This is a genomic window from Chryseobacterium gallinarum (genome assembly GCF_001021975.1).
GTDB classification, from domain to species: domain Bacteria; phylum Bacteroidota; class Bacteroidia; order Flavobacteriales; family Weeksellaceae; genus Chryseobacterium; species Chryseobacterium gallinarum.
The window spans coordinates 2,200,171-2,226,921 of sequence record NZ_CP009928.1; the positions used below are offsets into that span (position 1 = coordinate 2,200,171).

Annotated in this window: 24 protein-coding genes and 3 tRNA genes; 11 read left to right on the forward strand and 16 right to left on the reverse strand. The window is 37.2% G+C overall.

The features are described from left to right. Positions 1-288 precede the first annotated feature (288 nt). The 6 genes from OK18_RS09840 to OK18_RS09865 form a co-directional block, all read right to left on the reverse strand. A tRNA-Glu gene (locus OK18_RS09840) sits at positions 289-360 on the reverse strand. A 66-nt stretch (positions 361-426) separates the two neighbouring features. Then, positions 427-498 (reverse strand) — tRNA-Glu (locus tag OK18_RS09845). A gap of 10 nt (positions 499-508) precedes the next feature. After that, a complete protein-coding gene (rpsT, locus tag OK18_RS09850; protein ID WP_002983073.1) occupies positions 509-763 on the reverse strand; it encodes a 30S ribosomal protein S20 in 255 nt (84 codons plus the stop codon). A 67-nt stretch (positions 764-830) separates the two neighbouring features. Continuing rightward, positions 831-1,151, reverse strand: coding sequence for a hypothetical protein (locus OK18_RS09855; protein ID WP_053327902.1), 321 nt, complete (start codon positions 1,149-1,151; stop codon positions 831-833). A gap of 11 nt (positions 1,152-1,162) precedes the next feature. Beyond that, a tRNA-Glu gene (locus tag OK18_RS09860) sits at positions 1,163-1,237 on the reverse strand. Between the two features lie 57 nt (positions 1,238-1,294). After that, positions 1,295-2,581: an N-acetylmuramoyl-L-alanine amidase family protein gene (locus tag OK18_RS09865; protein ID WP_050020575.1), complete on the reverse strand. Its 1,287-nt coding sequence runs from the start codon at positions 2,579-2,581 to the stop codon at positions 1,295-1,297. Between the two features lie 53 nt (positions 2,582-2,634). On the opposite strand from OK18_RS09865, the gene OK18_RS09870 reads away from it, so the two are divergent. The 3 genes from OK18_RS09870 (at position 2,635) to OK18_RS09880 (ending at position 6,199) form a co-directional block, all read left to right on the forward strand. Beyond that, positions 2,635-5,220, forward strand: coding sequence for a putative LPS assembly protein LptD (locus OK18_RS09870; protein ID WP_053327903.1), 2,586 nt, complete (start codon positions 2,635-2,637; stop codon positions 5,218-5,220). A gap of 143 nt (positions 5,221-5,363) precedes the next feature. After that, the gene (locus OK18_RS09875; protein ID WP_053327904.1) at positions 5,364-5,744 is read left to right on the forward strand and encodes a RidA family protein; all 381 of its coding nucleotides are present in this window, start codon (positions 5,364-5,366) and stop codon (positions 5,742-5,744) included. Continuing rightward, the gene (locus OK18_RS09880; protein ID WP_050020576.1) at positions 5,744-6,199 is read left to right on the forward strand and encodes a hypothetical protein; all 456 of its coding nucleotides are present in this window, start codon (positions 5,744-5,746) and stop codon (positions 6,197-6,199) included. The genes OK18_RS09875 and OK18_RS09880 overlap by 1 nt, the downstream gene beginning before the upstream one ends. 54 nt (positions 6,200-6,253) lie before the next feature. Here the strand turns inward: OK18_RS09880 and OK18_RS09885 are convergent, their stop codons facing one another. Continuing rightward, positions 6,254-7,780: a trypsin-like peptidase domain-containing protein gene (locus tag OK18_RS09885; protein ID WP_053327905.1), complete on the reverse strand. Its 1,527-nt coding sequence runs from the start codon at positions 7,778-7,780 to the stop codon at positions 6,254-6,256. Positions 7,781-8,104: 324 nt separating this feature from the next. Here OK18_RS09885 and trhO point away from each other — a divergent pair, with 324 nt between their 5' ends. Both trhO and OK18_RS09895 read left to right on the forward strand, forming a co-directional pair. Then, the gene (trhO, locus tag OK18_RS09890; protein ID WP_053327906.1) at positions 8,105-9,481 is read left to right on the forward strand and encodes an oxygen-dependent tRNA uridine(34) hydroxylase TrhO; all 1,377 of its coding nucleotides are present in this window, start codon (positions 8,105-8,107) and stop codon (positions 9,479-9,481) included. A gap of 4 nt (positions 9,482-9,485) precedes the next feature. Beyond that, entirely contained in the window at positions 9,486-10,061 is a 576-nt protein-coding gene (locus OK18_RS09895; protein ID WP_050020579.1) for a 5-formyltetrahydrofolate cyclo-ligase, read from the forward strand. Here OK18_RS09895 and OK18_RS09900 read toward each other — a convergent pair. After that, the gene (locus OK18_RS09900; RefSeq protein WP_050020580.1) at positions 10,010-10,591 is read right to left on the reverse strand and encodes a hypothetical protein; all 582 of its coding nucleotides are present in this window, start codon (positions 10,589-10,591) and stop codon (positions 10,010-10,012) included. The genes OK18_RS09895 and OK18_RS09900 overlap by 52 nt on opposite strands. Beyond that, the gene (locus OK18_RS09905) at positions 10,575-11,738 is read right to left on the reverse strand and encodes a hypothetical protein (RefSeq protein WP_053327907.1); all 1,164 of its coding nucleotides are present in this window, start codon (positions 11,736-11,738) and stop codon (positions 10,575-10,577) included. Before OK18_RS09905 ends, OK18_RS09900 begins: the two co-directional genes overlap by 17 nt. A gap of 183 nt (positions 11,739-11,921) precedes the next feature. Between OK18_RS09905 and OK18_RS09910 the strand changes: the two genes are divergently transcribed. Then, complete coding sequence (locus tag OK18_RS09910) at positions 11,922-12,263, forward strand: hypothetical protein (protein ID WP_050020581.1); 342 nt, start codon at positions 11,922-11,924, stop codon at positions 12,261-12,263. A gap of 269 nt (positions 12,264-12,532) precedes the next feature. Here the strand turns inward: OK18_RS09910 and OK18_RS09915 are convergent, their stop codons facing one another. Both OK18_RS09915 and rmuC read right to left on the reverse strand, forming a co-directional pair. Continuing rightward, positions 12,533-13,300 carry an RNA methyltransferase gene (locus OK18_RS09915; RefSeq protein WP_053327908.1) on the reverse strand — a complete coding sequence of 256 codons (768 nt, stop codon included), beginning with the start codon at positions 13,298-13,300 and terminating at the stop codon, positions 12,533-12,535. A gap of 126 nt (positions 13,301-13,426) precedes the next feature. Beyond that, positions 13,427-14,920 carry a DNA recombination protein RmuC gene (rmuC, locus tag OK18_RS09920; RefSeq protein WP_053327909.1) on the reverse strand — a complete coding sequence of 498 codons (1,494 nt, stop codon included), beginning with the start codon at positions 14,918-14,920 and terminating at the stop codon, positions 13,427-13,429. A gap of 147 nt (positions 14,921-15,067) precedes the next feature. Here rmuC and OK18_RS09925 point away from each other — a divergent pair, with 147 nt between their 5' ends. The 5 genes from OK18_RS09925 to OK18_RS09945 all read left to right on the forward strand — a co-directional run bounded on the left by OK18_RS09925 (position 15,068) and on the right by OK18_RS09945 (position 22,867). Continuing rightward, positions 15,068-15,742 (forward strand): response regulator transcription factor, encoded by a 675-nt coding sequence (locus tag OK18_RS09925; protein WP_050020662.1) that lies wholly within the window; start codon positions 15,068-15,070, stop codon positions 15,740-15,742. Between the two features lies 1 nt (position 15,743). Continuing rightward, positions 15,744-17,105 carry a sensor histidine kinase gene (locus OK18_RS09930; protein ID WP_053327910.1) on the forward strand — a complete coding sequence of 454 codons (1,362 nt, stop codon included), beginning with the start codon at positions 15,744-15,746 and terminating at the stop codon, positions 17,103-17,105. Between the two features lie 228 nt (positions 17,106-17,333). After that, positions 17,334-18,608 carry a TolC family protein gene (locus tag OK18_RS09935; RefSeq protein ID WP_053327911.1) on the forward strand — a complete coding sequence of 425 codons (1,275 nt, stop codon included), beginning with the start codon at positions 17,334-17,336 and terminating at the stop codon, positions 18,606-18,608. Positions 18,609-18,611: 3 nt separating this feature from the next. Continuing rightward, entirely contained in the window at positions 18,612-19,769 is a 1,158-nt protein-coding gene (locus OK18_RS09940) for an efflux RND transporter periplasmic adaptor subunit (protein WP_228377718.1), read from the forward strand. After that, positions 19,769-22,867 carry an efflux RND transporter permease subunit gene (locus tag OK18_RS09945; RefSeq protein ID WP_053327912.1) on the forward strand — a complete coding sequence of 1,033 codons (3,099 nt, stop codon included), beginning with the start codon at positions 19,769-19,771 and terminating at the stop codon, positions 22,865-22,867. The genes OK18_RS09940 and OK18_RS09945 overlap by 1 nt, the downstream gene beginning before the upstream one ends. Positions 22,868-22,968: 101 nt before the next feature. Here the strand turns inward: OK18_RS09945 and OK18_RS09950 are convergent, their stop codons facing one another. From OK18_RS09950 to OK18_RS09970, 5 genes are all read right to left on the reverse strand, one after another. Continuing rightward, positions 22,969-23,820: a GLPGLI family protein gene (locus tag OK18_RS09950; RefSeq protein WP_053327913.1), complete on the reverse strand. Its 852-nt coding sequence runs from the start codon at positions 23,818-23,820 to the stop codon at positions 22,969-22,971. Positions 23,821-23,923: 103 nt separating this feature from the next. Next, positions 23,924-24,202 carry a hypothetical protein gene (locus tag OK18_RS09955; RefSeq protein ID WP_050020586.1) on the reverse strand — a complete coding sequence of 93 codons (279 nt, stop codon included), beginning with the start codon at positions 24,200-24,202 and terminating at the stop codon, positions 23,924-23,926. 140 nt (positions 24,203-24,342) lie between these two features. Next, a complete protein-coding gene (locus OK18_RS09960) occupies positions 24,343-24,813 on the reverse strand; it encodes a YciI family protein (RefSeq protein WP_050020587.1) in 471 nt (156 codons plus the stop codon). Positions 24,814-24,849: 36 nt separating this feature from the next. Beyond that, the gene (gene pncB / locus OK18_RS09965; protein ID WP_050020588.1) at positions 24,850-26,028 is read right to left on the reverse strand and encodes a nicotinate phosphoribosyltransferase; all 1,179 of its coding nucleotides are present in this window, start codon (positions 26,026-26,028) and stop codon (positions 24,850-24,852) included. Between the two features lie 94 nt (positions 26,029-26,122). Then, positions 26,123-26,599, reverse strand: a complete 477-nt coding sequence (locus tag OK18_RS09970; protein ID WP_050020663.1) for a Dps family protein — start codon at positions 26,597-26,599, stop codon at positions 26,123-26,125. Between the last annotated feature and the right edge of the window lie 152 nt (positions 26,600-26,751).

Below are 26,751 nucleotides of genomic sequence, written 5' to 3' on the forward strand. Positions count from 1 at the left end.
GACAGTTTTAGAAAATGTCATTCTTAGGGGGATATGAAATCACTGATGTTGATTCTTGTTGTGGATGGCTAGCCATATGGTTTCATCCCGGAAGTTTCTTCTATTCAGATTAACTAAACTTTTGTCTGGTCCTCAGCTTTTGTAACTGATCCCAGCAAAGTCAGTGAAAGTGGATGAATATGCGTATGCTTAGAAAAGATTAAATGAACTTGGCCAGATCGTAGTATAGGAAGAAATAGAAGGAAAGTAGAGAAAACAAAAAAAGGACCTTATAAAAGTCCTTTTTTGTAGCCCGTAGGGGAATCGAACCCCTCTTACCAGAATGAAAATCTGAGGTCCTAACCGATAGACGAACGGGCCCTCTATCTTCCACTGAATTTTTCAGTGTGTTAGCTTTTGTTTTTATAAGTATCAACTCTTAGTTTGTAGCCCGTAGGGGAATCGAACCCCTCTTACCAGAATGAAAATCTGAGGTCCTAACCGATAGACGAACGGGCCTACTATATTCTTACGCTAATTTATTAACGTGTTTTGTTAATTTGCTTTTCAAGTTAGCAGCTTTGTTCTTGTGGATAATATTTTTCTTAGCTAATTTATCCAATAAAGCGATAACTTTTGGCAGTTGCTCTGTAGCAGCAGCTTTGTTCTCCTCATTTCTCAAGGCTTTCAACGCTGTTCTAGCAGTCTTGTGATAATATCTGTTACGAAGTCTTCTAGTTTCGTTTTGTCTGATTCTCTTTAATGCTGATTTATGATTTGCCATATCGTTCAAATGTGAGTGCAAAACTATAAACTTTTTTTTTATCTGCCAAATTTTTTTTCAAAAATTTTTAATTTTCTTCTGACAGGTATTTTCTGAGTTTATCTATTGCTTGTTCTATTTTTAAATTTTCTTGTTCCTTTTCAATTTTCTTGATTGTGTTTCCCAACATAATCATTGCATTGTTCCATTCTCCAGTCGTATTGGTGAAAGTAAGTTCATCTATTGTTACTTCGAAAGCTACCCTTTCTCCGGTCCTGTAAAGCCTGAAACTTATTTTATCATCCCTGCCTGTAATCCCGTCTTCATTGATTTGTAAATCATAACTTTTTGGGTTAGAGTGGATTTTCTTAAAAAGCAATTTTGCTTCTTGTATTTTTAAATCCGGCATGATATAAAATTTGGTAGCCTATAGGGGAATCGAACCCCTGTTGCAAGAATGAAAATCTTGAGTCCTAACCACTAGACGAATAGGCCAAATTTTGAGGTTGCAAAAGTAATCATTAACTTCTAAACTTCAAAATTATTTTAACATTATTTATACACTTTTTGTATTACCGTATTTTTAATTCCTTTAGTCTCAAGTTCTTTCTGAAGTTTTACAGCATCTTCTAAAGTATACACTTTTCCATAGGTGTAATAGAAGACTCCGCTGTCTTTTTGCCTTTCCACATCTTTTAAGGTTTGAAGAATATAAGAGTTTCCATTAAGTTTATCTCCTGCATAAACCTCTATGGTATAATACCCCATGCTGATTCTCTGGTTAGGCATAAATCCTACTGCAAAGGCATTTCTGAAGCCTGCATCCTTAGCTGTCTTAAGATTGATGTCTTTTACGGAAGCCATATTGGTTACAGCGTAATAGTACTTGTATTGTCCGTTTTCTTTAAGGGTAAGAATATAATTTAAACCTTTAAGGGCGGGATCTCCATCATTGTATTTCGTAGGGGAGCTCATCAGTAATATTCTGAAATCATTTTTCAGAGGAACTTCCGCCGGTTTTTCAGGTTCAGGCTTTTTGGCAGCAATAGCGCCTCCTGTTTTTCTGTCAATAGCTTTTTTGTAATCAATGACAGCATTGTAAATACTTTCTGCAATTTCATTCTGTCCTTTTTCGGAAGCGATATAATGGCTTTCTTCAGGGTGATTGATAAAGCCGGTTTCTATCAGAACGGAAGGCATCGCGTTCATACGGAGAACGTGAAGGTTTTTCTGGAAAACACCTCTTGAAAATCTTTTGTCCTTATTTACAAAATTGTCTTCCACCAGGCCGCCCAAAAGAAGGCTTGATTCGAGATATTTGCTTTGCTGAAGTTTTAAAGCAATTAAAGATTCCGGGGAATCCGGATTATAAGAGCCGAAGATCTGTCTGTCTTTTTCGTCCAGGTAGATCACATCATTTTCCCTTTTAGCTACCTCAAGGTTTTCATTATTCTGGTTGGGGCCCTGTACATAGGTTTCCGTTCCATAAGCGGTAGGCCTTTGTGAAGAATTGCAATGTATGGATATAAAAAGATCCGCTTTGCTCCTGTTGGCCAGGTTGGTCCTTTCGGATAAAGAAGGGTATTCATCAATTTTACGGGTGTAAATTACTTTGAAATCCCTGTTTTTCTCCAGCATTGCACCTACCTTTAAGGTAATGGCAAGGGTAATGTCTTTTTCTGCGACCCTTCCAATATCAGCATAGGTTCTGTTGGCTCCATGGTCACTTCCCCCGTGTCCTGCATCCAGAACGATGGTAAACTTCTTCTGAGAGAATATAAAGTTGGAGATAAGGATAAGGAGAAATGATAAAATTATTTTAAAATTTTGTTTGTGCATCTTACAGTTATAAAAATTATATTAATTTTGGACCTTAATTATATAGAATAAAATTGGCCAAAACCGTCTTCAAAAATATATTACAAATTTTAATTATCCTAATTTTTAACAATTTTTTAGCACAGAAAACACCTGAAAAATTGCCTAAAAATGCGGTTAACGATACTATTCCCAAAAAGGATACCATTGTTGTAAAAAAAGAAGCCTTAGAGGATGTTCTGCGTACCAAAGCTGATGATCAGAGAAGGGACGTTCCTAAAAAAATGACATTCCTTAATAAAAATGCGCAGGTAAAGTATCAGGATATGCAGATCGATGCAGATTATATCTCTATTGATGATAATAAAAATATAATCTATGCCCGGGGAAAACAGGATTCTTTAGGGAAAATCATTGAGCCGGTGATTACTACACAAGCCGGAAAAAAATATGAAACCAATGAGTTCAGCTATAATACCAAAACCAGACAGGCCATTGCTTTTAATGCGAGAACTGAGGAAAGTGAGGGGGTGATTATAGCTCAGAAAACAAAGAAATATAACGACTCGGTATTCGCCATGAGAAGAGCGGATTATACCACTGATGATTATTTCATCAAAAAGAAAGATACGGCAGCAGACTATTTTATGAGGGCTTCTAATATCAAACTCATAAAATCCAAAAGTAAATCTCAGATTGTTACAGGGCCTATTCAAATGTATATAGAAAAAGTTCCTACACCGTTGGTTTTACCATTTGCTGTTTTGCCGTTTTCGGATAAAAGGGCGGCCGGAATTTTGATTCCGAGTTTTGGTGAAAGGGAAGATGTAGGTTTTTTCCTGAACGGAATAGGATATTACCAGCCGATAGGAGAACATTTTGACCTTAAGGTGCTTGCGGATATTTATACAAAAGGAAGCTGGAACCTGCGGCCACAGATGAACTATCAGAAAAAGTACAGGTATTCCGGTAACTTTACAGCCGATATAGGAACTATGGTCCGAGGAATAAAGGGCCTGGATGATTATACCAAAAACAGTACCTACAGAATTTCCTGGACACACTCACAGGATACTAAGGCTAATCCTTTCCTTACATTCAGTGCTTCTGTAGATATTGTAAGCACTAAATTTTACAATAATCCGCTCAACAACAATTATATTTTCAACCAGAATGTGTTAAATACACAGCAAAATTCAACAGTTACAGTAACGAAGAGATTCCTGAAACTTCCGATGACGATTACCGGGACGGCTTCTTATTCACAGAATTTTGCAACCGGTTTAGCAGACCTGCGTCTTCCACAAATGAATGTGGCCATCAACCAGTTCTATTTATTCAAATCCAAAACAGGGATCAGAAGTGGACTTCTTGAAAATATTACTGTGAATACCGGGTTTAACCTAACCAATTTTGTAAATACCCAGGAGAATGAGCTCTTTACGAAAGCTATGTGGGATAAGATGCAGACAGGATTAAAAAACAATATTGCCATTGCCACCAATACTACTTTAGCGAAGTTCTTTACATTCAGCTTAAGTGCCAATATTGATAATGCATTAACGACAAAATCATTGAACAGGTATTATGATCCTATCAAAAACGTGACAGTAGATGAAATCAGGAAGAACTTTACAGGATATTCCTATTTCTCCACTACAGCTAGTCTTCAGACAACATTGTACGGGATGATGAAGTTTAAAAAAGGATCTGCCGTGGAAGCGGTGAGGCATATGATGACCCCAAGTATCGGGTTTACCTATTCACCGGATTTCTCAAGCCCAAATTTCGGCTATTATAAAAATTACTATAATGCCTCGGGAGCTCTTACCCCTTACTCTATTTTCGAAAAAGGAATTGTAGGAAGTCCTACTAACGGAATGGTGGGTGCTCTTGGCTTTAATATCGGGAACAATATCGAAATGAAGGTGAAGTCTAAGAAGGATTCCACGGGAGTAAAGAAAATCAAGATTTTTGAATCTTTAAACCTTTCAGGAAGCTATAACTTTGCAGCCAAAGATCATCCCTGGTCTGTACTTTCCATCAATGGTCAGTCTTCTTTCTTTAATAACAAGCTTACCGTTAATACAAGCCTTAGCCTGGATCCCTATAAAATTGTTTTTCTTCCGGGACAGGATACGGGAATCAGATCGGAGCAGTTCGGACATTTCAGTGTACAGGGATTCAATGTTCAGATGTCATATCCTTTAAGCAGTGAGCTTTTTGGAGAAAAAACAGATTATGCCAAGAAATATTCTTCGAAGGGAGAGGTACGAAATGAAAATTACTACTTTGATGATGACAATTATGCTCACTTCGACCAAGCGTGGACACTGAACGTAAACGCCAATTATGCTTATACCAAAGGTCTTAGCAGGGTAGGCTCAAAAATTGCATCTATAGGTCTGGATGGAAGCATAAAACTGACGCCTTACTGGAATGTAAACGGAAGTACCCATTATGATTTGGTGACTAAACAACTGGCCTATACAAGAATCGGATTCTCCAGGGATCAGCGAAGCTTTACCATTAATTTTAACTGGGTTCCTTTTGGACAATATAAAGTATATGACTTCTTTATCGGGATTAAAGCCAATATCCTGAGTGATGCTTTGAAATATAAAGACAGAAGTTTTACCCAGCCTAACGCACCTTTCTAATGTCACATTGGCATTTGAAAATATAAATTTTATATTTGCAATCGAAATATATTCTAAAAAAATCACTGTTGAAAAGATTCCCAACGGTAAATACAGAGATGGTGATTGGAAGATAACCCTGAAAAAAAAATAAATATCCAGATATGAAACAAATAATCAACATAGTTAATGCACCTGCGGCTATCGGGCCTTATTCACAAGCTAATATGGCAAACGGGGTTTTATATATCTCCGGACAGATTCCTGTAGATCCTGCAACTGGTAAATTGGTAGAAGGGATTGAAAAGGAAACGCATCAGGTAATGAAAAACCTTGAAGCTATTCTTACAGAAGCAGGAATGACTTTTAAAAATGTGGTAAAAGCAACAATCTTCCTGAAAAGTATGGATGACTTTGCGGTAATGAATGATATCTATGCATCTTATCTGGACGCAGAAAGTTACCCTGCACGTGAAACAGTACAGGTTTCTTGCCTGCCTAAAAATGTGGATATCGAAATTTCTATGATTGCACATCAGGATTAATGAATTTTTTAAGAAATACAATTGCGGTGTTGTTGGGTCTTGCTATAGCAGGGCTTATTATCACTCTTGGGATAAGGGCTTTTCCGCAATGGGTTACTTTTGAAGCTTTCGCTCCTTTTGAGCACTGGCAAAGATTTCTTTACAGTATGAAAGACGATAAAGCTTTTTTTGGCTTCCTGCTGTTTATTTCAGGATTAGGAACAACAATTGGCGGCGTCGCTACAGCAATTATCGTTAAATATGCCAAAGTAGCCTATGCTATTCTTATTGGTTTTATCATGCTGTTCATTGCGATGCTGGACATAATTATATATCCTTATCATCCTACATTTTATAAAATTTCTATTTTCCTTACCTTTTTCCCGTTTTCATGGGTTGGAGGTAAAATTGTAGAAGTGATGTATGAGCGGAATAAAAAGAAAAGGATCGCTGAGAAAATGAATAAACCCCAATAAATAAAAACGCTGTAGATTTTCTACAGCGTTTTTTATGAAGTATTTTATTACTGGTTATGGCATTTTGAAACCTTTTGTATAGATTCTACCATAGTCATCTACAAATTTTACTTGTACATTCCCCTGGTATTTATCCAGAACTTTTTCTACATCTTTTTGAGAGTTGACAGGTTTACCATTGATCTCAATAATGATATAGTTGTCTACAATTCCGATTTTAGCCATTTCGCTGCCTTCAGATACATTTTTAGCCACTACACCGCTTGTCAGTCCATATTCGGTTTTAAATCTGTCATTCAGCGGGTCAAATTCAGCTCCTATCTTTTCCGTTACGCTAAGATCAGCCTTGGTTCTTGTGGAAGTACCTCCTTTCTGATCTCTAAGGGTTACGGTAGTAGTAGATTCTTTACCGTTTCTGGAATACGTTACCTGAACTTTATCTCCAGGACGTTTGCTTCCGATGGACATTGACAGATCAGCGAAATCAGTGATATCATAATTGTCTACTTTGGTAATGATGTCTCCTTTTTTCAGGCCGGCATCTTCTGCTCCACTGTTATCACCAAATCCGGTTACATATACTCCTGAACCTACCTTCAGACTTGTTTTGTTCTGCCTGTTATAAGCCTGAACCAACTGATCATTGGACAGGTCTAATGACTGAACTCCAAGGAAACCTCTTTGTACAATCCCGAATTTCTTGATATCCTCAACAATTTTTCTCGCCAGGTTAGCAGGAACGGCAAATCCATATCCCTGGTAGTATCCTGTGGTAGACTGAATAGCAGAGTTGATACCGATAAGTTCACCATTTGTATTCACCAATGCTCCTCCCGAGTTTCCAGGGTTGATGGCAGCATCCGTTTGAATAAAGCTTTCAATAGGATTGGCAGCTTTTCCCTGGCTTCCCAAGATTCCAATACCTCTTCCTTTAGCAGAAACAATACCTGCCGTTACAGTCGAATTTAAGCCCAGCGGATTTCCTACAGCCAATACCCATTGTCCTACTTCGATATTGTCTGAGTTGGCAAAATTTAAATAAGGAAGCCCTTTTTCTTCAATCTTTAGTAAGGAAATATCCGTGTTAGGATCAGTACCTACTAAAGTGGCTATATATGATTTTTTATTACTCAGCACCACTTCCAGTTTATTGGCACCCGCCACTACGTGGTTGTTGGAAATAATATACCCATCCGGAGAGATAATTACCCCGGAACCCATTCCTGAAGGCATATTATCCGGAGCCTGCTGCTTTTGTCTCTGTTGACCTCTTCCTCCGAAAGGATCTCCGAAGAAGAAATCAAATAAATCCTGCTCTGAAGCTCTGCTGGATGTTCTGTTCTGGTAATTTTTAATGGTAACTACAGCGGGAACGGTTGTTTTGGCTGCTTTTACAAAATCATCACCTACTGCTCCGGTATTCATGCCTGCAAATGAGGCTGTAGGAGCTGATGTGGTAAAATAAGATTGATCTCCATTGTTGGAACCATGACCGAAATATTGTATTGCTCCAACGGTAGTAGCTCCTGAAACGACTCCAACTACTGCAAATGGTAATAGTTTTTTTAAAGTACTCTTCATTGTATATCTTTCTTGTTTATTAATTAATTTTTATATATGTTTTTGAGTAAACAAATTTAATGTTAAATAAGTAAGCAATTAGTATGCTATGTTTCAATTTTAACTAAAATTTAACGGGTATTGTGTCATTTTATACATTATGTCATAATTATTAATGTCACAGTTAACAAAACTTAAAAAAATATTAAAGATTGCCTGATTAAAAAGCAATGATAACCTTTTTTATCCGTATCCCTATGCGCTGATCGGTTAGGACTATAAATATACTTATTTAAAAATGATTATCTTTGCAAAAATATTTTTCTCACTTAAAACGTTTATAGCATGCAACTGTATAACACCTTAAGCGCAGAAGAAAGAGCTAGACTTATTGATGAAGCTGGTAAGGAACGTCTTACTTTATCTTTCTATGCGTATGCCAAAATTGAAGATCCAAAAAAATTTCGCGACGATTTATTTATAGCCTGGGATGCTCTTGATGCCCTTGGCCGTATTTATGTTGCCCATGAAGGAATTAACGCTCAGATGAGTATTCCGGCGGACAATTTTGAGGCTTTTCGTGATACGCTGGAAGCATATGATTTTATGAAAGGCATTCGTCTGAATGTAGCAGTGGAGCAAGATAACCATTCCTTTTTAAAATTAACAATAAAGGTCAGAAATAAGATCGTTGCCGATGGATTGAATGATGATACTTTCGATGTTACCAATAAAGGAATCCACTTAAAAGCACATGAATTTAATACTATGCTGGAAGACCCGAATACGATTGTAGTAGATTTTAGAAATCACTACGAAAGTGAAGTAGGGCATTTCGAAGGCGCTATTACTCCTGATGTAGAAAACTTCAGGGAAAGCTTGCCGATTATTAATGAACAGTTACAAAACTTTAAAGAAGACAAAAACTTACTGATGTATTGTACAGGAGGAATCCGTTGTGAAAAGGCGAGTGCATACTTCAAACATCAGGGCTTTAAAAATGTTTATCAGCTGGAAGGCGGAATTATTGAATATACACGCCAGATAAAAGAAGAAGGAATAAAAAGTAAGTTCATTGGAAAGAACTTTGTATTCGACCATAGATTAGGAGAGAGAATTACAGATGATATTATTGCACAATGCCATCAATGTGGTAAACCTTGTGATAATCATACGAACTGTGCCAATGATGCCTGTCATTTGTTGTTTATTCAATGTGATGAATGCAAAGCTGCAATGGAAAACTGTTGTTCTACAGAATGCCAGGAAATTATACATTTACCGTGGGAAGAACAGGTAAAACTAAGAAAAGGCTTGCAGGTTGGAAATAAAGTATTCAGAAAAGGGAAATCAGAAGCCTTAAAATTCAAAAAATCCGGAGATCTGCCCACTCAGCCTTTAGCCAAAGCTACAAAAGCTGAAACAAAAGATATCCGCCAGAAAATAAAAACCAAGAAAACTTTAATCGGAAAAGCTGAGCATTACTATTCAAAATCGAAAATTGCCCAGTTCTTAATTGAAAACAAAGAGCTTTCAATTGGGGATAAAGTTTTAATATCAGGACCTACAACCGGTGAGCAGGAGGTTATTATTACTCAGATTTATGCCAACGGTGGGTCTGCTGAAACAGCAAAAGCAGGAGATCAGATTACTTTTAAACTCCCTTTCAGGGTTCGCTTATCAGATAAGTTATATAAAATTTTAGAAGCTGAAAACGCATAGATCCATGTTGAAAGCTGAACTTAGAAAAAAATATATGCAAAAAAGAAAAGCCTTGTCTTATGATGAGGCTTTCTTGTTATCCGGAAAAATACTGGAGCATTTTATCGAATATTTTAATCCTGAAGCAGGACAAAAGATACATGTTTTTATTCCTATTGAGAAGTTCAATGAGATAGATACCCGGCTCTTTATTCACTATTTTTTATCACATGATATCCGTGTTTTCGTCCCTAAAGTAATAGAAGGTCAGTTGCTTAATATTGAGATATTTGAAGAAACAGAGTTTGAGGTAAGCAGTTGGGGAATCCCGGAGCCTGTTTCGGGACAGGATTCCGGGGAGACATTTTTTGATTATGTGATTACTCCTTTACTATATTGCGACAGAAGAGGAAACAGGGTAGGTTATGGTAAAGGCTTTTATGACAGGCTTTTTCAAAGTATTTCGCCGAGCGCAAAAAAAATCGGAGTCAATTATTTTGACCCCGAAGAATATATCGATGATGTCTGGGAGAATGATATTCCCCTGGACTATTTGGTCACTCCTGTGGAAGTGCTGTCCTTTTTAAGCGGCTTGGAATAGAAATCCAGGAAATAAAATTTGAACTCCTTTTTAAATTTTGGAGTTGAAATTAAAATATACTGTGCATTCTTCTCAAAATTTCCCAAGGATTTATTTTTGTTATCAAAATATTCTACATTGAATCTGGCATAGTCAAGGGTATCCTTTTTATAAAATTCTTTGTAGACATTCAGATTATTTACTTTTACCGATTTTACTTTCATGCTGTCCAGTTCTTTGAACAGCCTTTTAAATGTTAAGGAATCGGGTTTGTGGAAATAGCTCTGCATCTGTGAATAGATCACAGTATCTATTTCTGTATTTCTGTTCCCGGACAGGTAGAGTGTCGACAGATCGAGAAGCTCCTGTACTTTTTGTTTGGTAATGGAATTGATGGCCTGCATGCTGTCCATTTGTACGGCAGGATAACTTTTTGCGTTATTGCTGTTTCTTAATTTATCGAGATCGCTTACTTCTGTTTTTTTATTATTGCAGGCAACAAATGCTAAAAGAAGCATTGCGGAGATTAAAAAATTAGGGATTCTTTTCATCTGTGGAGGCAATTTTAAATTTGATGGATATGATCTTTCCTTTGTCTTTTTTCATTTCTATTACGCTCAGGTTTTTCAAAGAGGTAGTAGGAGTGGTTACAAGTGTAATATATTTTTGTTTATCGAGTCTTTCAATTCCGTAAGTATTATTATCATACACCTGATAAATAACTGCATTGTTACTGATCAGGTTTTCCAATTGACTTCTTTTCTGCTTAAGGAGTTCCGGATTTCCATTGGCATCTTTTACTGAGAAATAATTGACAGCCATTTTATAATCATCGGGTTTTAGCTCTATCATTTCCTCTTCAGGAGCATTTTCCAGATTCCTGTTGATTTCCATGTATTCATAAAAAGGAGCATTGATCTGCATTTTTATATTTTTATCTTTTGTAGAATAATAAAAGCATTCGCCCGGTTTTATTTTATAGAGAAGAGGAGATTCATTTTGTTTGATAACCCGTATTTCAAGTGTGTTAATTACAGCAACCCCGCGATCTTTATCGGTGAAGCAATATTTATATGTTTTAGAAAAAAGGACATCTTTAAATCCTAATACTCCGGTTATGGCAATAAGAACTGAAGTAACAAGAGCCCATGCATTTTTTTTGAAGAAATTTTTCTCAGGTAATGCTGGCGGAATTTCAGAAGGGTGTGGAATTTCTGTATTTTTTGTAACTATTTGATTGTCAATAGTTGTTTTTTGTAAATCAGTAATTTCCTGAATAGTATTCTCTTCTTTTTTGGGTGAAAACTCCGTTTTTGGAAGATCCTGAGCTTCGGAAACAACTTTTTCCAATTCATTGATATCTTCTTCTTCCAGATTATCATTTTCCTGTAACAATTCTCCTGCAAAAAGATGTTGCTTTTTGAATTCGTACCATGAGTCGTATCCTGCATAAATACTCAATAAATTGAGCATATCAATTCTTGGTAATTTGGTTACCGGTGAGGTTTTGAAATAGGTGTAAAATGATTTTTCACTGATGTTACCTTTGGCTTTTTTGCGAAGGTCTTCCTGGAAATATATGATATCTATACCCTTCCACTTTGAAATATCATCGTGAGAAGGGGTGTGTTCTTTTAAATATTGCCCCTGAACATCCTTTTTCAACTGTTCAAAGTGTAATAGATCTAAATCTGTCAATTTTTTAAAAAATGATTAAATTATTGATTATCAGTTATGTTTTTTTGTAAAACTATTTTACAAAGGTATTACAATTATTTTTCATAGACAAATTTCATATCTGCTCTACCTTTGTCTTGTTCAAATAACAGAACAGAAGAAAATTTTATAAAACAATATTAACAAAATTAAATTTAATTTATTATGAAAAAGTCATTATTCGTAGCTGCTATCGCTGCAATCTCTCTAGTTGCTTGTAAAAAAACTGAAGCTACTTCTACTGAAGGTGCTACTGATTCTGCTGCTGCTCAAGTAGCTGATTCTGCTGCTGTAGTTTCTGATTCTGCTGCTAAAGTTGTTGATTCTGCTGCTACTGCTGCTGTAGGTGCTACTAAAGATGCTGCTGCTGCTACAACTGCTGCTGGTGCTGAAGTTGCTAAAGATGCTGCTAAAGGAGCTGCTGACGCTGCTAAAGGAGCTGCTGATGCTGCTAAAGGAGCTGCTGACGCTGCTAAAGATGCTGCAAAAGACGCTGCTAAGAAATAATTTTAGCTTACGCTTAACAATAAAAGAACCGTTTCACCCAGTGAGACGGTTTTTTATGTTTTACACTCAAGTCTCGTATCAGTCTCAAAAATTGGGGACATAATAAATTGGGTCTGAATATAAAAAATTCTGTCCATTATTGATTAGCATCAAAATTATCGAGCTCGTTTTTCACGCAAAGTTTTAAAAAATAATGTCTATTTCAAGTAGGCAAAGAAGGCAGCATAGCTCCTACGAATTATGGGATACCTCCGAAAATAATATATTATTTAGCCCTTCTTCTGTCTTAACGATTCATAGCAAGTAATTGCCACGGCATTGCTCAGGTTCAGTGAATCAATGCTGCCGGCCATTGGGATCAGCGTATTCTTTCCTTTTCCCATCCAAAAATCACTGAGTCCTGAATGCTCAGTGCCAAACAGAACAGCTGAACGCTGCTTAAAATCTCTTTTATAAAGGTCTTCAGCACTTTCGTCCATTAAGGTCGTATAAATATTGAATTGGTTTTGCTGAAGAAATGCCAGCGTTTCTTCATTTTCAGCCTGGTACACTTCCATACCGAAAAGACATCCCACACTGGAACGGATCACATTGGGATTGTAAAAGTCTGTTTTCCCGTCAGCAACAATTAATGCATCGATTCCGAATGCTTCACAGCTTCTTAGAATGGCACCAAGATTTCCGGGTTTTTCCACTCCTTCTACTATGATTACAGTAGCATTGTCTTTAGGAATAAACGAAGAGAGAGATACTTCTTTTGTCTGATATATTCCGATAATACCTTCTGAAGTTCCCCTATAGGCTATTTTTTCATATACTTTTTCACTTACAAAATGAATTTTACCGGCGGGAATCTTCCCCTTAAAGATATTTTCACAGATAAAATATTCTACAGGTTCATAATGGAATTGTTCAGCCCTTTCATTTTCCTGCTTACCTTCTACGACAAAGACCTTTGATTTTTTACGGAATCTGTTGTCAGTAAGAAGCTTAGTGACATTTTTTATTTTTTCGTTTTGAAAACTTTCTATCAACATGCCGCAAAATTATGCAAAATTTATGATTGAATTTCCCTGATTTTGATAAAATGGCCTCCGCATACTGAGAGAAGTTGATATTGCCGGTAAGTAGGAAAGAGGACCTATCACCCGGAAGAAACTGTTTTATTCTAATATATTGCTGTTGTCAATCAGGCTCGGAGGAAGGTCTTTTTTATTTTTAATACCCAGTGATTTCAGTTTCTGGGTTTGGAGTACCAGATTATCATTTCCGGTATGAAGCTGCTTATAGGCTTCATTATATACATTCTTAGCCTGGTCAAGATTTCTTCCTACCCTCTCAAGATTTTCCACAAACCCAACGAATTTATCATATAACCGGGCACCACGTTCTGCGATTTCAAGGGAGTTTCTGTTTTGGTATTCCCGTTTCCAAAGGTCGGCAATCAATTTTAAAGAAGTAATCAGGTTGCTTGGATTTAGTAAGAGAATCCTTCTCTCGTAGGCATAATTCCAAAGGTTCTGGTCTGCCTGCATGGCCGCAATATACGCAGGTTCACTCGGAATGAACATCATCACGAAATCCAGAGATTTTCCATAATCATCGTAAGCTTTCTGACTAAGCTGTGTGATATGGTTTTTAATAGAGCTCAGATGTTGATTCAGTTTCATCAGATAAACATCCTGGTCCGTTTCATCTACCAATTCTGTGAAAGCTGTGAGGGATACTTTGGAGTCTATGATGACATTTCTTTCATCGGGATATTTTACCACGGCATCGGGACGCATCTTCTTACCTGAAAACTCTGAATACAGGGCTTTATTATCTTCATCACGGAGCTCATGTTCCAGAAAATACTCCCTGCCTTTTACCAATCCTGATTTTTCAAGGATGCTTTCAAGAATCATTTCACCCCAATTTCCCTGGGTTTTACTTTCCCCTTTTAAGGCTCTGGTCAGTTTTTTAGCATCCTCGGAGATTTGCTGATTCAGCTCCGCAAGTTCCTTTACTTTTTCAGCCAAGGAGAAGCGCTCTTTATTTTCTTTTTCGTAGGCCTCATTGACCTTGTTCTTCAGATCTGCGATTTTTTCCTGGAAAGGCTCAAGGATGTTTTTCAGGTTATTTTGATTCAAAGTAGTGAACTTTTCCGTTTTTTCTTCCAGAATCTTATTAGCCAGATTTTCAAACTGCAATTTTGATTCTTCCTGAATTCTTGTAATTTCTTCTTTCTGAGACTCCAGAGATTTCTGAAGGCTTTCATTTTGAGCTGAAAGCTCAGAGTTCTTAGCAAAAAGCTCCTGTTTTTCGTTGATGAGTGTTTCGATATGGGAGCCCTGTTTAATATTAAGTTGTTTCAGCTCCTGGAACTGGAGATTCAATGATGAATATTCCGCCGAAATTTTTGAAAACTCGTTTTTCAGATCATTCATCAGGTCCTGATGAAGAAGATGCTGTTCTCTTTCTTTTTGAATGTCAAGATTCAGCTCCTGGATTTTCGTTGTCGCGTTGGAAAAGTCTGAATTACTTTTAATATATAAAGTATTCAGTTCATCATAAGAGCTTCTTGAAACCATTGATGATTTCAGGGCAAAATATAAAATAACCGCCCCCAGTATTCCGCCGGCAATACAACCTATAATTAAATATATCATCTCCATCTTCCAAAATTATGAAAAAAGGGCGTAAGTTGTAGAAAAGGTGGCAGGAATAGCTGAACCATTTGATTTTTTATGTCTTCGGAAACTTCTGTGCTGCGGGTTCCTTTTTCGAAAGATTACCTATATTTATGGGAAATTTCTGAAAGTATGAATATTTTGTTGGTAGAAGATGATCAAAGAATCAGTAATTTCCTGGTAAAGGGCCTTTCTGAAGCAGGCTACAATATGACGCTGGCAGATTCAGGTGAAAAGGCCAGGAAGTTTCTCAACGATTATGATTTTGACATTATTCTTATGGATATCATGCTTCCGGGATTGGATGGTATGCAGCTCACTCAAATTATAAGGTTTAAAGGAAACTATACTCCAATTATTGTTCTGAGCGCCTTAAACAGCCCGGATGATAAGATCAAAATGCTTGATCTGGGAGCTGATGATTATTTATCCAAACCTTTCCATTTTGAAGAACTTATTTCCCGTATTAAGGCCTTGACAAGGCGTAATAAATTAAGTTACCAGAAAGATAGTAAGCTTTTGACCTGTGGAAATATTGTGATTGATACAGACCTTTATAAGGTAACCCAAAACGGAAAGGATATAGAGTTTTCTCCTACAGAATATAAACTTTTTGCTTTCCTGATGGAAAATAAAAATAAAGTATTAAGCAGGACCCAGATTTTACATGCGGTATGGGGAATAGATTTTGATAACAGCACCAATGTGGTGGATGTATATATTTCTTATATCCGGAATAAAATTGATGAAAATGAACAGAAAATTATTCACACAGTGAAGGGAACAGGATATCTGATCAAAGACTGATATGACTTTAAGAAACAGATTTACTCTTATTTCGAGCCTGTCGTTTGGTATTGTGTCTATCATTACTTTTGGGGTGATATTTTTTGCCTATTACGATAGTACCAAAATTTTTTATTTTGAAAAATTAAGGAATACGGCTCTTATTTCTGCGATTTATTATCTTGAAAAAGATGAGCTTCCCAAAGACAGGCATGACCAGATAAAAAAGGAATACAATCATCTTATTCAGAATAACAGAGTAGCGGTTTATAATCAGAACAATGAAGTTACATTCGGGCAAAATCTGAATGATAAGAATATCCGGCCTTTTCATTTACAAGCTGTCAGGAATAACAAAGGAATGCAGTTTATGTCTGACAACCAGTTTTACTATGGAATCTTTTATCCTGACAACCAGGGAGACTTTGTTGTATTTGTAAAGTCACCCAATGATTCCTTCCGTTCACAGATCCTGAGACTCTCTATTATTATGCTTTCCGTATTGGTGATTGGTTTGCTGGCTATTTATTTTTTAAGCAGATATTTGTCAAAGATCGTTTACAAACCTATCTCCAACGTTGTTGCACGTATCAATAAAGTAGATTACAATAATATTTCTACAGCCATTACCTCTACCCATACGAATGATGAAGTTGATGAACTCATCAAATCTTATAATAAACTGATAGGGAGAATTTCTGAAAATGTATTGCTGCAGCAGAATTTTATTAATTATGTATCTCATGAATTTAAAACCCCGCTGGCAGCTATATCCGGAAACCTGGAAGTATTTGCCCAAAAGGACCGAACCCCTGAAGAATATAGAAAAGTAGCCAAAGAATCCCTGGATAATGTATATGAGATTGAAAATATTCTCAATAATCTTCTTCTGATGTCAGGAATGACCAAGCTTGAATCTTCACATCAACAGGTAAGAGTGGATGAGCTGGTCTGGAAGATTTATGAAAAGCTGGAAGCCAGAGCAAAGGAAAACCGCTCTGCAATTAAAATTCAGCTTGAAGTGACGAAGCCTGCATTACTGGAATTTCCCGGGAATGAAACCCTTTTATACCTGGCTTTATACAATATTGTGGAAAATGCCATTAAATATTCTGAAGATCATCCTGTCACGATCCGTTTGCTGGAGAAAGAAGACAGGCTGAATATTGAAGTGAAAGATCAGGGGAGGGGAATTCCTGCAGATGATCTTATTAAAATCTCTGAAACTTTTTACAGAGGAAAAAATGTAGATCAGGTTAAGGGAAGTGGTATTGGCTTATCATTATCCAAAAGTATTTTTGACCACCATCATATTGCCATGAAAATTGATTCTGAAATAGGGGTTGGCACAAATGTTTTGCTTGTGTTTCCTTCTGATGTTTAAAATTGCTGCACCTTCTAAGTTTTGGCTGAAGCCAATTGAATTTTAATTAAAAGATAAACGGACTAAAGTCCGTTTGATATTCTTAAAAGGATGAGTGGTATTCCTGTTAAACCTGCCCTTTTTTGATTGTTCTAATCAAACTCTAATGTTGGGCTAATTGAATTTTAATCCCATTCGAAATTGGGTCTAATACTGGAAAAATAGTTTTGTAGTCCTAAATATGAGACTTTGAAGAAGACTATTTTTATTTTATTGTATATCCATTTTTTCAGTTTTTTCTCAGCACAGGTTTCTGACACTCTGACGATCGGCAGAAAAGATGCTGAAGCTATGTTTCTTGCGAGAAATCTTGATCTTATTGCCCAAAAACTAGAGATTTCCCAGGCTGAAGCCCGTGCCGTACAGGCTAAATATTGGCCTAACCCTAAATTAAGCGTCAGCGAAGTTAATCTATGGCGGACTTACGACATTGAAGAACAGCCAGCCCTTATTGGAAACTGGGGGAAAAACACCCAGATTTCTGCGGAAATAGAACAGGTGATTCAGACTGCCGGTAAACGAAGGAAAAATATAGAACTTCAAAAAATAGAGGTAGAAGGAGAAAAATATGAATTACAGGAAGTATTGCGAGAGCTGAAAAAGAGTTTAAGAAATACTATTACCGAAATTCTTTACAATCAGGAACAGCAAAAAGTCTATCAGGGGCAGATTGCATCCATCGATAAATTAACAAAGTCCTATCAGAATCAATTAAATCTTGGGAATATCAGTAAAGCGGAATATGTCCGTTTAAAAGCGCAGGAAATTGAATTCAGGAAAAAACTGGTTTCATTAAAACAGGAAATTGAAGATCAGCAGGTAGAGCTGAAAGCTTTACTAATGATTCCGTCCCATTCTTATGTGATTATTTCTGATTCTTTGCATATGCCAGAAAGAGAGCTTTCGGAAATAGAGCTTACCCAATGGCTGGAGAAAGCGAAAGAAAACCGCCCGGATATTCTGATTTCTAAAAATAAAGAGAAACATGCCGAAAAAAACCTGGAAATACAAAATGCAATGAAGACCCCTGATATTGCTGTTTCCATAGGATATGACCGGGGTGGAAACATTATGAAGGATTTCATAGGGCTGGGGCTGTCTGTTGATCTTCCCATTTTCGACAGAAATAAAGGAAACATTCAGGAAGCGAAACTGGAAATAGAAAAAATGAAAAATGAAACCCGCAAAAATGTCCTGAAGTCTGAAAATGAAATAGTTTCCGTTTTCAGGAATTATATCCGGACCCAAAAGGTATCTGAAGAAATTGATGAGTCATATGAGTCTGTCCTGGACGGATTATTGGTAAGCCATGAGAAAAATTTCAGACTCAGAAATATCAGTATGCTGGAATATATGGACTTCTTGGATACATATATCGGCAATAAAATGATCATCCTGGATACTAAAAAAGAACTTAATCAATATTACGAAAACCTGCAATATGTTGTAGGACAAGATTTATAAGATATGAAATCACCATTAGTGAAATTTCCTCACCAACCGATACAAATGAAAATGAAAACAACCCGATATATTGCTGTGATTTACCTGTCCGCATTAGTGGCTTTCACAGGCTGTAAGGATATGAAGCAAAATGACGAAGTTAATAAAAGTTACTGCATTAGTAAAGAGCTTAAAAAAGATCTTAAACTGGTAAGAGTGGAAAGGCTGCCCATTGAAGAAAGTATTACCCTTACCGGTGAGGTTGAAAGTAATTCGGACAAAACTGTTCCTTTTGTAAGTCTTGTAGATGGGGTAGTGACAGATACTTATTTTTCTTTAGGAGATTATGTGAAAAAAGGCCAGGTACTGGCAACGGTAAAAAGTACAGCAGTCAATGAAATGCAGGATGATACCCAGACTTTACAGGCACAGCTGGCTGTAGCCAGGAGAAAACTGGCCTCCGTGGAAGCAATGTATAAAGATGATATTGCTTCTCAGAAAGATTTGCAGGAAGCCCGGTCTGAAGTAGCCATATTACAGTCCAATATTTCCAAAACCCGGAAAAACATGCAGCTGTATTCTGCAGGAGGAAATACAATTCAGATTAAAGCCCCGGCAGATGGATATGTTATCTCAAAGAATGTATCTAAAGGAATGCCGGTTACTGCAGGAGGAGATCAGCTCTTTACAATTTCCAATCTGGATAAAGTCTGGGTAATGGCGAATGTGTATGCCACCAATATGCGGAATGTATATGTAGATCAGCCGGTAGTGGTGAAAACACTGGCGTATCCGGATGAAAGTTTTTCAGGAAAAATCAATACAATTTCACAAGTGTTTAATGAAAATGAAAGAGTGTTGAAAGCTAAAATCATTATGGATAACAATGGGATGAAGCTAAGGCCGGGAATGTCGGCAGATGTTGTTTTACCAATCAATTCACAGAACAAAAATGCCCTGGCCATTCCTGCAAAAGCTTTGATTTTTGATAACAATCAAAGCTATGTAGTAGTGTATAAAAAAGACTGTGAGCTGGAAATAAGACCGGTAACGGAGATCGCATCCAACAGTCAGTATATTTATGTAGAAGGAAACCTGAAGGAAGGAGAAAACGTGATTGCTTCCAATGGCCTGCTTATTTATGAAAACCTGAAAAATCAATTCAATAACACTACGAAGTAATGCGAAAATTTGTACAGAATATAGTTTCCTTTTCTTTAAAAAACTCCCTGATTGTTCTCCTGGGAACTTTCCTTTTGCTGGCCGGAGGGATCTATTCCTACATACATACTCCTATTGAAGCCTTTCCTGACGTTACCAATACGAGAGTAAGGGTAATCACCCAATGGCCGGGAAGAAGTGCGGAGGAGATTGAAAAATTCGTCACGTTGCCGATTTCTAAAGAAATGAATGCCATCCCGAATAAAACTTCGGTACGGTCTATTTCATTATTCGGATTGTCGGTGGTTACAGTGATTTTTGATGATCATGTGAATGATTTTTATGCACAGCAATATGCTTCCAATAAACTAGGAAACGTAAGCCTTCCCAATGGAGCCGAATACAGCATTGAGCCGCCTTCCGGGGCTACCGGTGAAATTTACCGGTATATTATTAAAAGCAAGCTTCCCATTAAAGAAATAACATCTGTACAGGATTGGGTAATTGAGAGGGAATTGCTGGCAGTGCCGGGAGTTGCAGATGTTGTAAGTTTTGGTGGGGAAGAAAAGATATATGAAATAAAAATTAATCCTACGGAATTACACAATTATGACCTTTCCCCCCTGGATGTGTATGAAGCGGTATCGAAGAGTAATATCAATGTAGGTGGAGATGTGGTGGCAAAAGGAGATCAGGCGTATGTAGTGCGGGGGATTGGTCTTTTGGAAAGGAAGGAAGATATTGAAAATATCCAGATTGAGGTGAAAGGATCTACCCCTATTTTGGTAAAGCATGTTGCAGAGGTAAAAGTTTCTGCAAAACCAAGATTAGGGCAGGTAGGCTATAATAAAGAAAATGATGTTGTTGAAGGAATTGTCATCATGCTTCGGGGAGAAAACCCCAATGATGTTATTGCCAGGCTTAAAGAGCGGATAGAACAGCTGAATGGAGGAGAATTGCCGGGAGATATCCAGATTGTACCGATTGTTGATCGTACAGAACTGGTAAATACCACCGTTCATACTGTTTCCAAAAACCTGATTGAAGGTGTGGTTCTGGTATCCATTATTGTATTTATATTCCTGTACAACTGGAGAACCACCTTTATTGTGGCTTCAGTTATCCCACTGGCTTTTCTTTTTGCGATCATTATGCTGAGAATACAGGGACTCCCTGCAAACCTCATTTCCATGGGAGCGCTGGATTTTGGTTTACTGCTGGAAGGAACCCTTGTGATCGTTGAACATGTATTTGTTGCCCTTGAGCATAAGGCAAGAAAAATCGGGTTGAGGAGATTCAATAAAATCTCAAAACTTGGGATTATTAAGAAAAGTGCCGGAAGCGTGGCAAGTTATATATTCTTTGCATTGCTGATACTCATTGTTGCCCTGATGCCTATCTTCTCTTTCCAGAAGGTGGAAGGGAAAATGTTTTCACCTCTGGCATTCACGTTAGGCTATGCATTATTAGGATCCTTGATTTTAAGTTTAACGTATGTTCCGGCAATGTGTAAGCTTTTACTGACAAAAAATATTGAAGAAAAAGAAAACTTTATCTCGAGGTTCTTCAGAGTTAATATCTTCAGGATTTACGAGTTCAGTGACCGTTATAAAAAAGGCTTTATTATAGGGTTTGTAGCATTGCTGGCCGTTTGCGGATGGAAATTTTCCAATTATGGATCCGAGTTTTTACCGAAGCTGAATGAAGGGGCTATTTATGTGAGAGCCACACTGCCCAATAGTGTAAACCTAGATGAATCAGTACGGCTGACTAAAGAAATGAAAGAACTTCTGATGAAATATGACGAAGTACAGTTTATTATGACGCAGACCGGAAGGCCTAATGACGGAACCGATCCCACAGGTTTCTTTAATATTGAATTCAATATCCAGCTGAAACCGGAGAGCGAATGGAAGAAAAAGATATCCAAGGAAGAACTTCTCGAAGAAATGAGAGTGTCTCTTGAAAAATATCCGGGAATCAATTTTGGATTCAGCCAGCCTATTCAGGATAATGTAGAAGAATACGTGGCAGGGGTAAAAGCCCCGTTGGTCATTAAAATATTCGGAAACGATTTGTTCGAGCTTGAAAATTATGCCAATAAGGTAGCCAATTCTATCAGAACCGTTCCGGGGATTTCAGATGTGAACGTTTTTAAAAATATTGGCCTCCCGGAATTGAGAATTCAGCTCCATGATTCAAAAATGGCAAAATATGGGGTCTCTACAGCCGATGCACAGGCGGTCATCGAAATGACCATCGGTGGTCAGGCAGCAACTAAGTTTTATGAACAGGAAAGAATGTTTGATGTCATGCTGAGGTTTGAAAAACAATACCGGGATACTCCTGAAAAAATGGGAAATATTTTGATTCCGACCCAGGATAACAAAAAAGTACCTTTAAAGGAAATTGCTACAATTGATTATCATACCGGGCCTTCATTCATTTACCGTGAAGGGAACAGCAGGTATATCGGTGTAGGCTTTAATATTGAAGGGCGTGACCTGGGCAGTACCATTAAAGAAGCTAAAGCTAAAGTGGATAAAGAAGTGAAGCTTCCGAAGAATCATAAAATGACCTGGGCAGGAGAGTTTGAGAGTAAGGAAAGAGCTGCAAAACAGCTGGCAATGGTGGTTCCGATTTCACTGACGCTTATTTTAATGCTGCTGTATTTTAATTTTGGTAATATAAAAGATACGCTGATTTCTTCCATTACCCTGGCTTTTGCTTTTATCGGCGGGTTTTTATCCCTCTGGTTTACGGGTACTATTTTCGGAATTTCCGCAGGAATCGGTTTTATAATCCTTTTTGGAGTGGCTACTATTGACGGTATTGTTCTGATAGGAGTAATGAAAGAAAACCTTCAAAACAGGATGTCACTGAAAGAATCCATATCCAGGGGAGTTCAAAGCAGGATCCGACCTGTTGTTATGATCGCTCTCATGGGATCTATGGGGCTTTTTCCTGCGGCGATGTCCAACGGAATGGGGTCGGAAATTCAAAAGCCTTTAGCCATTATGATTGTAGGAGGACTGATTATCTGTATGCTGTTGTCCTTTACCATACTGCCTGCTGTGTTCTATTTTGCCTATCGTAAAAAACATAGGGAAGCAATATAGTTTCTCATCATTTTGTTCATTCTTTAGGCCGGGATTTTGAGGAAGGTCCCGGCCTTTTTGTTGTACCAGAATTCAAAAAGAGCTGTAATGGCTCACTATATTTATTTTTCAGGGACGGATTCTATTGGATTATTATTATCATACATTTTTCTGATGGCTTTTTCCTGTTCCTTCAGAAACTCACTCAATGTTTTTCCATCATTGTAGGGCTTATTCATCATATCTTCCGGAAACATGCCGCGTAGGCTGCTTAACGGATCTTTTTTATAGGCTGTTTGTACTTTTAAGAACTTTTCCGGGGTGATTTCTATGAGCTTTTCACTATTGGGAAGCTGTTTTTCAGCCAAAGAAATTTCGCTGTAATTTTCAATTTTTTTATTTCCTTTCAATGTCCAGGAATAATTCTGAGAACTATCACTGATTCTAACGATCAATCCTGGCAATCCGTAAAATTTATAAGGCCCGTCCTGAAAAGGAATGTCTTTTGAAAACCATGCGGTCCATTTTCTTCCTCCGAAGTCGACTTCTGCTTTTTGTGTATCATATTCCCCGATTTTTTCTTTTTCCGGAAGAATCTTCCATTGCAAAGTGGTAGATAAAGGATAAGAGAAATTGGCCTCCAGGAGGTATTCCTGGTACTTCTGCTTCATAGAAGGATATTCTTTAATGATCTTATACGGTATAGAAGGTTTTTTCAGTGAGGCTGAAAGATCATAATACACCCCGTTTTTTTGCCGGGCTTCAATCTTCGCTGAGATTAAAGAATCCTGTGAATAATAAGTATAATCCTGATATATTGATCCTTTATCGGTAATATCCAATATCGTATATGCTTTTTCTGTTGCTTCTGAATTCTTTTGAGGCTTAAAAATCAGCTCATAAAAAAATCTGTTTGCTGTTTGGGCATTCAGGAAGAAAGGAATAAAGATAATATTTAGTAGGAAGATTTTCATAAGATTAATCAGTCTATATATTTTTCTGTTAAATTATACAGCGGGAGGTTAAAAATAATATAAAAGTGAGCCATATGACTCACTGTATTTTAAATGTTCAAGATTATTCTATGGGTACTAAAAGTCCGGGATCAATGGGACCAATGGGGCCGATAGGACCAATAGGTACATTTGGGCCGCAGAATCCGGTTTCAAGCATACATTTTCCTCCCATACAGGAATAACCGGTCATGGAAGTTGTGCCGTTAGGACATTGAACCATAGCTTCACCATAGCGGCTGCAATCTCTGTTGGAGTAGCATTCTAAAGCAGGATACAAAGTTCCTCCGGAAACATTTTTCAATTCTTTTCTTGAAAGTTTTGTTACGTTCATTTTTTTCATGGAATTAATTTTTTATGTTGGTAATAATTAGTGGGTAAATGGGTTAATGAATTGTTTACGTAAGCTAAAATAATAAAAAAAATCAACTCATTATAGGTTAATGGGTTGATTTTTAATTTTTTATGATTTTAAATAAAACATTACAGATTTTCTTTTGTTATCTCTTTATGGTGTTTAAGATATAATGGAAGTGCGGCAGAGCCGTACCAGGGAAAAATCTCATAACTGAAAATGCCGGCCTGAACCGCGGGATCTGTCTTTACCCATTGTTCCGCCTCTTCTTTTGATTGAGTATTGAAGATAAACATACCACGGTAGTTTTCTTTATTCTTTTCTAAAAAAGGACCTGCTACAATCACTTTTCCTTCATCAGCCAATTTCCCGATATTAGTCATATGACCTTTCATCAGTTCCGCCATTTTGGTTTCATCTGCAATCTGTGTTGCACCGGTTGTAAGCATTACAATAGTATAACCTTTCATCCCGTATCTGTCGGCTCCAAGCGAAGTGGCCAGTTCCTGGTTGAATTTTGACTTTTCATTGGCCTTTTTCTGAGCAGAAGATAAACTGAACGTCAGAATACTGAGGATTACATAAAATTTTACTTTCATAACAATAACTTTTATTATAGGATCTGTAACCGGATTCTAAGCTTTTATTCTTAAGAACTCTTTAGCCAGTTCGATCATTTTAGGATCTCCCGTATATTTTCCATGTTCGTCAGAAAGTTTTACCGTAGGAATCCATTCTTTATTGGGAGCCTGTACTCCAATCAATTTCATTACAATATTCATGGGTTTTAGTCCTACATCATTGGTAAGGTTGGTTCCTATTCCAAAAGAGATTCCTATCTTTCCACGGCAATAATTGGTGATTTCCTCTACTTTTTCCAGATTCAGCGCATCTGAGAAAATAATGTATTTAAACATTGGATTAATGCCGTTTTTCTGATAGTGAGCAATGGTTTTATCGGCAAATTCCAAAGCATCCCCACTGTCATGACGGACACCGTCAAACAGTTTAGCAAACTTTTTGTCAAACTGCTGGAAGAAAACATCCGTCGTGTACGTATCGGAAAGAGCCACTCCCAGATCCCCCCTGTAGACATCCACCCAATGTTCCAGTGCCAGTTCATTGGCCATTTTGAAACCATACTCCGCTGCATGGAACATAAACCACTCATGAGCATGGGTCCCTATAGGTTTTACCCCGTATTTCATGGCAAAATGCACATTGGAGCTTCCTATAAAAGTAGAATCTTTTTTCTGGGTTAAGGCTTCCATCACCAGGTTTTGAACTTTGTAAGAATGTCTTCTCCGGGTTCCGAATTCTGCAAAGGTCACCCCAAGCCTTCCCAATGAATCAGCCTTTTCTATGGTTTTGCTCATAACTACCCCGTTGGAATCTCTCTCCATATGATTCATTTCGTAATGAAGCTCGCTGATCAGCGCCAATAAAGGAACTTCCCAAAGAATAGTCCTGTACCAAAGCCCCTCTACCACTACAGAAAGATCGCCTCCTTCCTGATGAATCTTTACTTCAGACGGATCATAATGGTAGCCTTCAAGAAAATCCAGATAAGGAAGGTCGATATAAGGGCAGGTTCTCGCCATGAACTTTTTCTCATCCTTGGTTAATTTAAGCTCTGCCATTTTATTGACTGCTTCCTTCAAAGCTACATCAAAACCTTCCGGAAAGTGATGTTTCCCTCTGTTGATAAATTCATATTTTACAATAGAATTAGGAAAGAGTTTCACCACTGCATTTTGCATGGTTATTTTATAAAAGTCATTATCTAGAATAGAATTCAGTCTCACGTCATTCATAATATGTGTAATTTTAACGCAAATATAAAAAAATAAAAATAAAATCGCCTAAATGTAAGGCGATTTTTTTGAAATATTCCGATGATGTATCGATTTACTTTCCTAAATACGAGTTGTACATCCAAACTTCTTTTTCCTGTTCAGTGATGTAGTCGCTCATCTGAGAGTTGGTCCCTTCATCCCCGGCTTCATCCGTAATATCTAAAAGTTCCCTCTGAAGATCAATCACTACTTTAAATGAGCTTAGAATTTGTTCAACACTTTTATTTCCGTCAGTTACTTCTTTGCTTTCCTTGATGGTAGCTACTTGTAAATAATCTGAATAATTATGTGCCGGAGTTGCCCCAAGTGTAAGAATTCTTTCAGCAATTTCATCGATCTTTAAAACTAAGCTGTTATAAAGCTCTTCGAACTTTGGATGAAGCGTGAAAAACTGATCTCCTTTAATATTCCAGTGAGAGCCTCTTGTGTTCTGATAAAATACGGAATAATTAGCTAACAGTACATTCAGTTTTTCTGCGATTTTCTTACAGTCGGCTTCTTTAAGGCCGATAATACTAGCGTTTTTCATATGTATATATTTATTTTTAGGTCAATGTGATCACCGTTTTCTGTCTGTAGCAGGGTACAAAAGTTAAAAAAATGGTGATTTTATTTAAGTCAATCATTTGCCTGTAACAAATTTAGAAAATATTATGCCGAATACGGTTGATTATTAATAGA

Excerpts from the sequence above, each read along its gene's own strand:
- rpsT (WP_002983073.1), bottom strand. The coding sequence starts at position 763 with ATGGCAAATCATAAATCAGCATTAAAGAGAATCAGACAAAACGAAACT.
- OK18_RS09855 (WP_053327902.1), bottom strand. The coding sequence starts at position 1,151 with ATGCCGGATTTAAAAATACAAGAAGCAAAATTGCTTTTTAAGAAAATC.
- OK18_RS09865 (WP_050020575.1), bottom strand. The coding sequence starts at position 2,581 with ATGCACAAACAAAATTTTAAAATAATTTTATCATTTCTCCTTATCCTT.
- OK18_RS09875 (WP_053327904.1), top strand. The coding sequence starts at position 5,364 with ATGAAACAAATAATCAACATAGTTAATGCACCTGCGGCTATCGGGCCT.
- OK18_RS09880 (WP_050020576.1), top strand. The coding sequence starts at position 5,744 with ATGAATTTTTTAAGAAATACAATTGCGGTGTTGTTGGGTCTTGCTATA.
- OK18_RS09885 (WP_053327905.1), bottom strand. The coding sequence starts at position 7,780 with ATGAAGAGTACTTTAAAAAAACTATTACCATTTGCAGTAGTTGGAGTC.
- trhO (WP_053327906.1), top strand. The coding sequence starts at position 8,105 with ATGCAACTGTATAACACCTTAAGCGCAGAAGAAAGAGCTAGACTTATT.
- OK18_RS09895 (WP_050020579.1), top strand. The coding sequence starts at position 9,486 with ATGTTGAAAGCTGAACTTAGAAAAAAATATATGCAAAAAAGAAAAGCC.
- OK18_RS09900 (WP_050020580.1), bottom strand. The coding sequence starts at position 10,591 with ATGAAAAGAATCCCTAATTTTTTAATCTCCGCAATGCTTCTTTTAGCA.
- OK18_RS09910 (WP_050020581.1), top strand. The coding sequence starts at position 11,922 with ATGAAAAAGTCATTATTCGTAGCTGCTATCGCTGCAATCTCTCTAGTT.
- OK18_RS09915 (WP_053327908.1), bottom strand. The coding sequence starts at position 13,300 with ATGTTGATAGAAAGTTTTCAAAACGAAAAAATAAAAAATGTCACTAAG.
- rmuC (WP_053327909.1), bottom strand. The coding sequence starts at position 14,920 with ATGGAGATGATATATTTAATTATAGGTTGTATTGCCGGCGGAATACTG.
- OK18_RS09925 (WP_050020662.1), top strand. The coding sequence starts at position 15,068 with ATGAATATTTTGTTGGTAGAAGATGATCAAAGAATCAGTAATTTCCTG.
- OK18_RS09930 (WP_053327910.1), top strand. The coding sequence starts at position 15,744 with ATGACTTTAAGAAACAGATTTACTCTTATTTCGAGCCTGTCGTTTGGT.
- OK18_RS09940 (WP_228377718.1), top strand. The coding sequence starts at position 18,612 with ATGAAATCACCATTAGTGAAATTTCCTCACCAACCGATACAAATGAAA.
- OK18_RS09945 (WP_053327912.1), top strand. The coding sequence starts at position 19,769 with ATGCGAAAATTTGTACAGAATATAGTTTCCTTTTCTTTAAAAAACTCC.
- OK18_RS09950 (WP_053327913.1), bottom strand. The coding sequence starts at position 23,820 with ATGAAAATCTTCCTACTAAATATTATCTTTATTCCTTTCTTCCTGAAT.
- OK18_RS09955 (WP_050020586.1), bottom strand. The coding sequence starts at position 24,202 with ATGAAAAAAATGAACGTAACAAAACTTTCAAGAAAAGAATTGAAAAAT.
- OK18_RS09960 (WP_050020587.1), bottom strand. The coding sequence starts at position 24,813 with ATGAAAGTAAAATTTTATGTAATCCTCAGTATTCTGACGTTCAGTTTA.
- pncB (WP_050020588.1), bottom strand. The coding sequence starts at position 26,028 with ATGAATGACGTGAGACTGAATTCTATTCTAGATAATGACTTTTATAAA.
- OK18_RS09970 (WP_050020663.1), bottom strand. The coding sequence starts at position 26,599 with ATGAAAAACGCTAGTATTATCGGCCTTAAAGAAGCCGACTGTAAGAAA.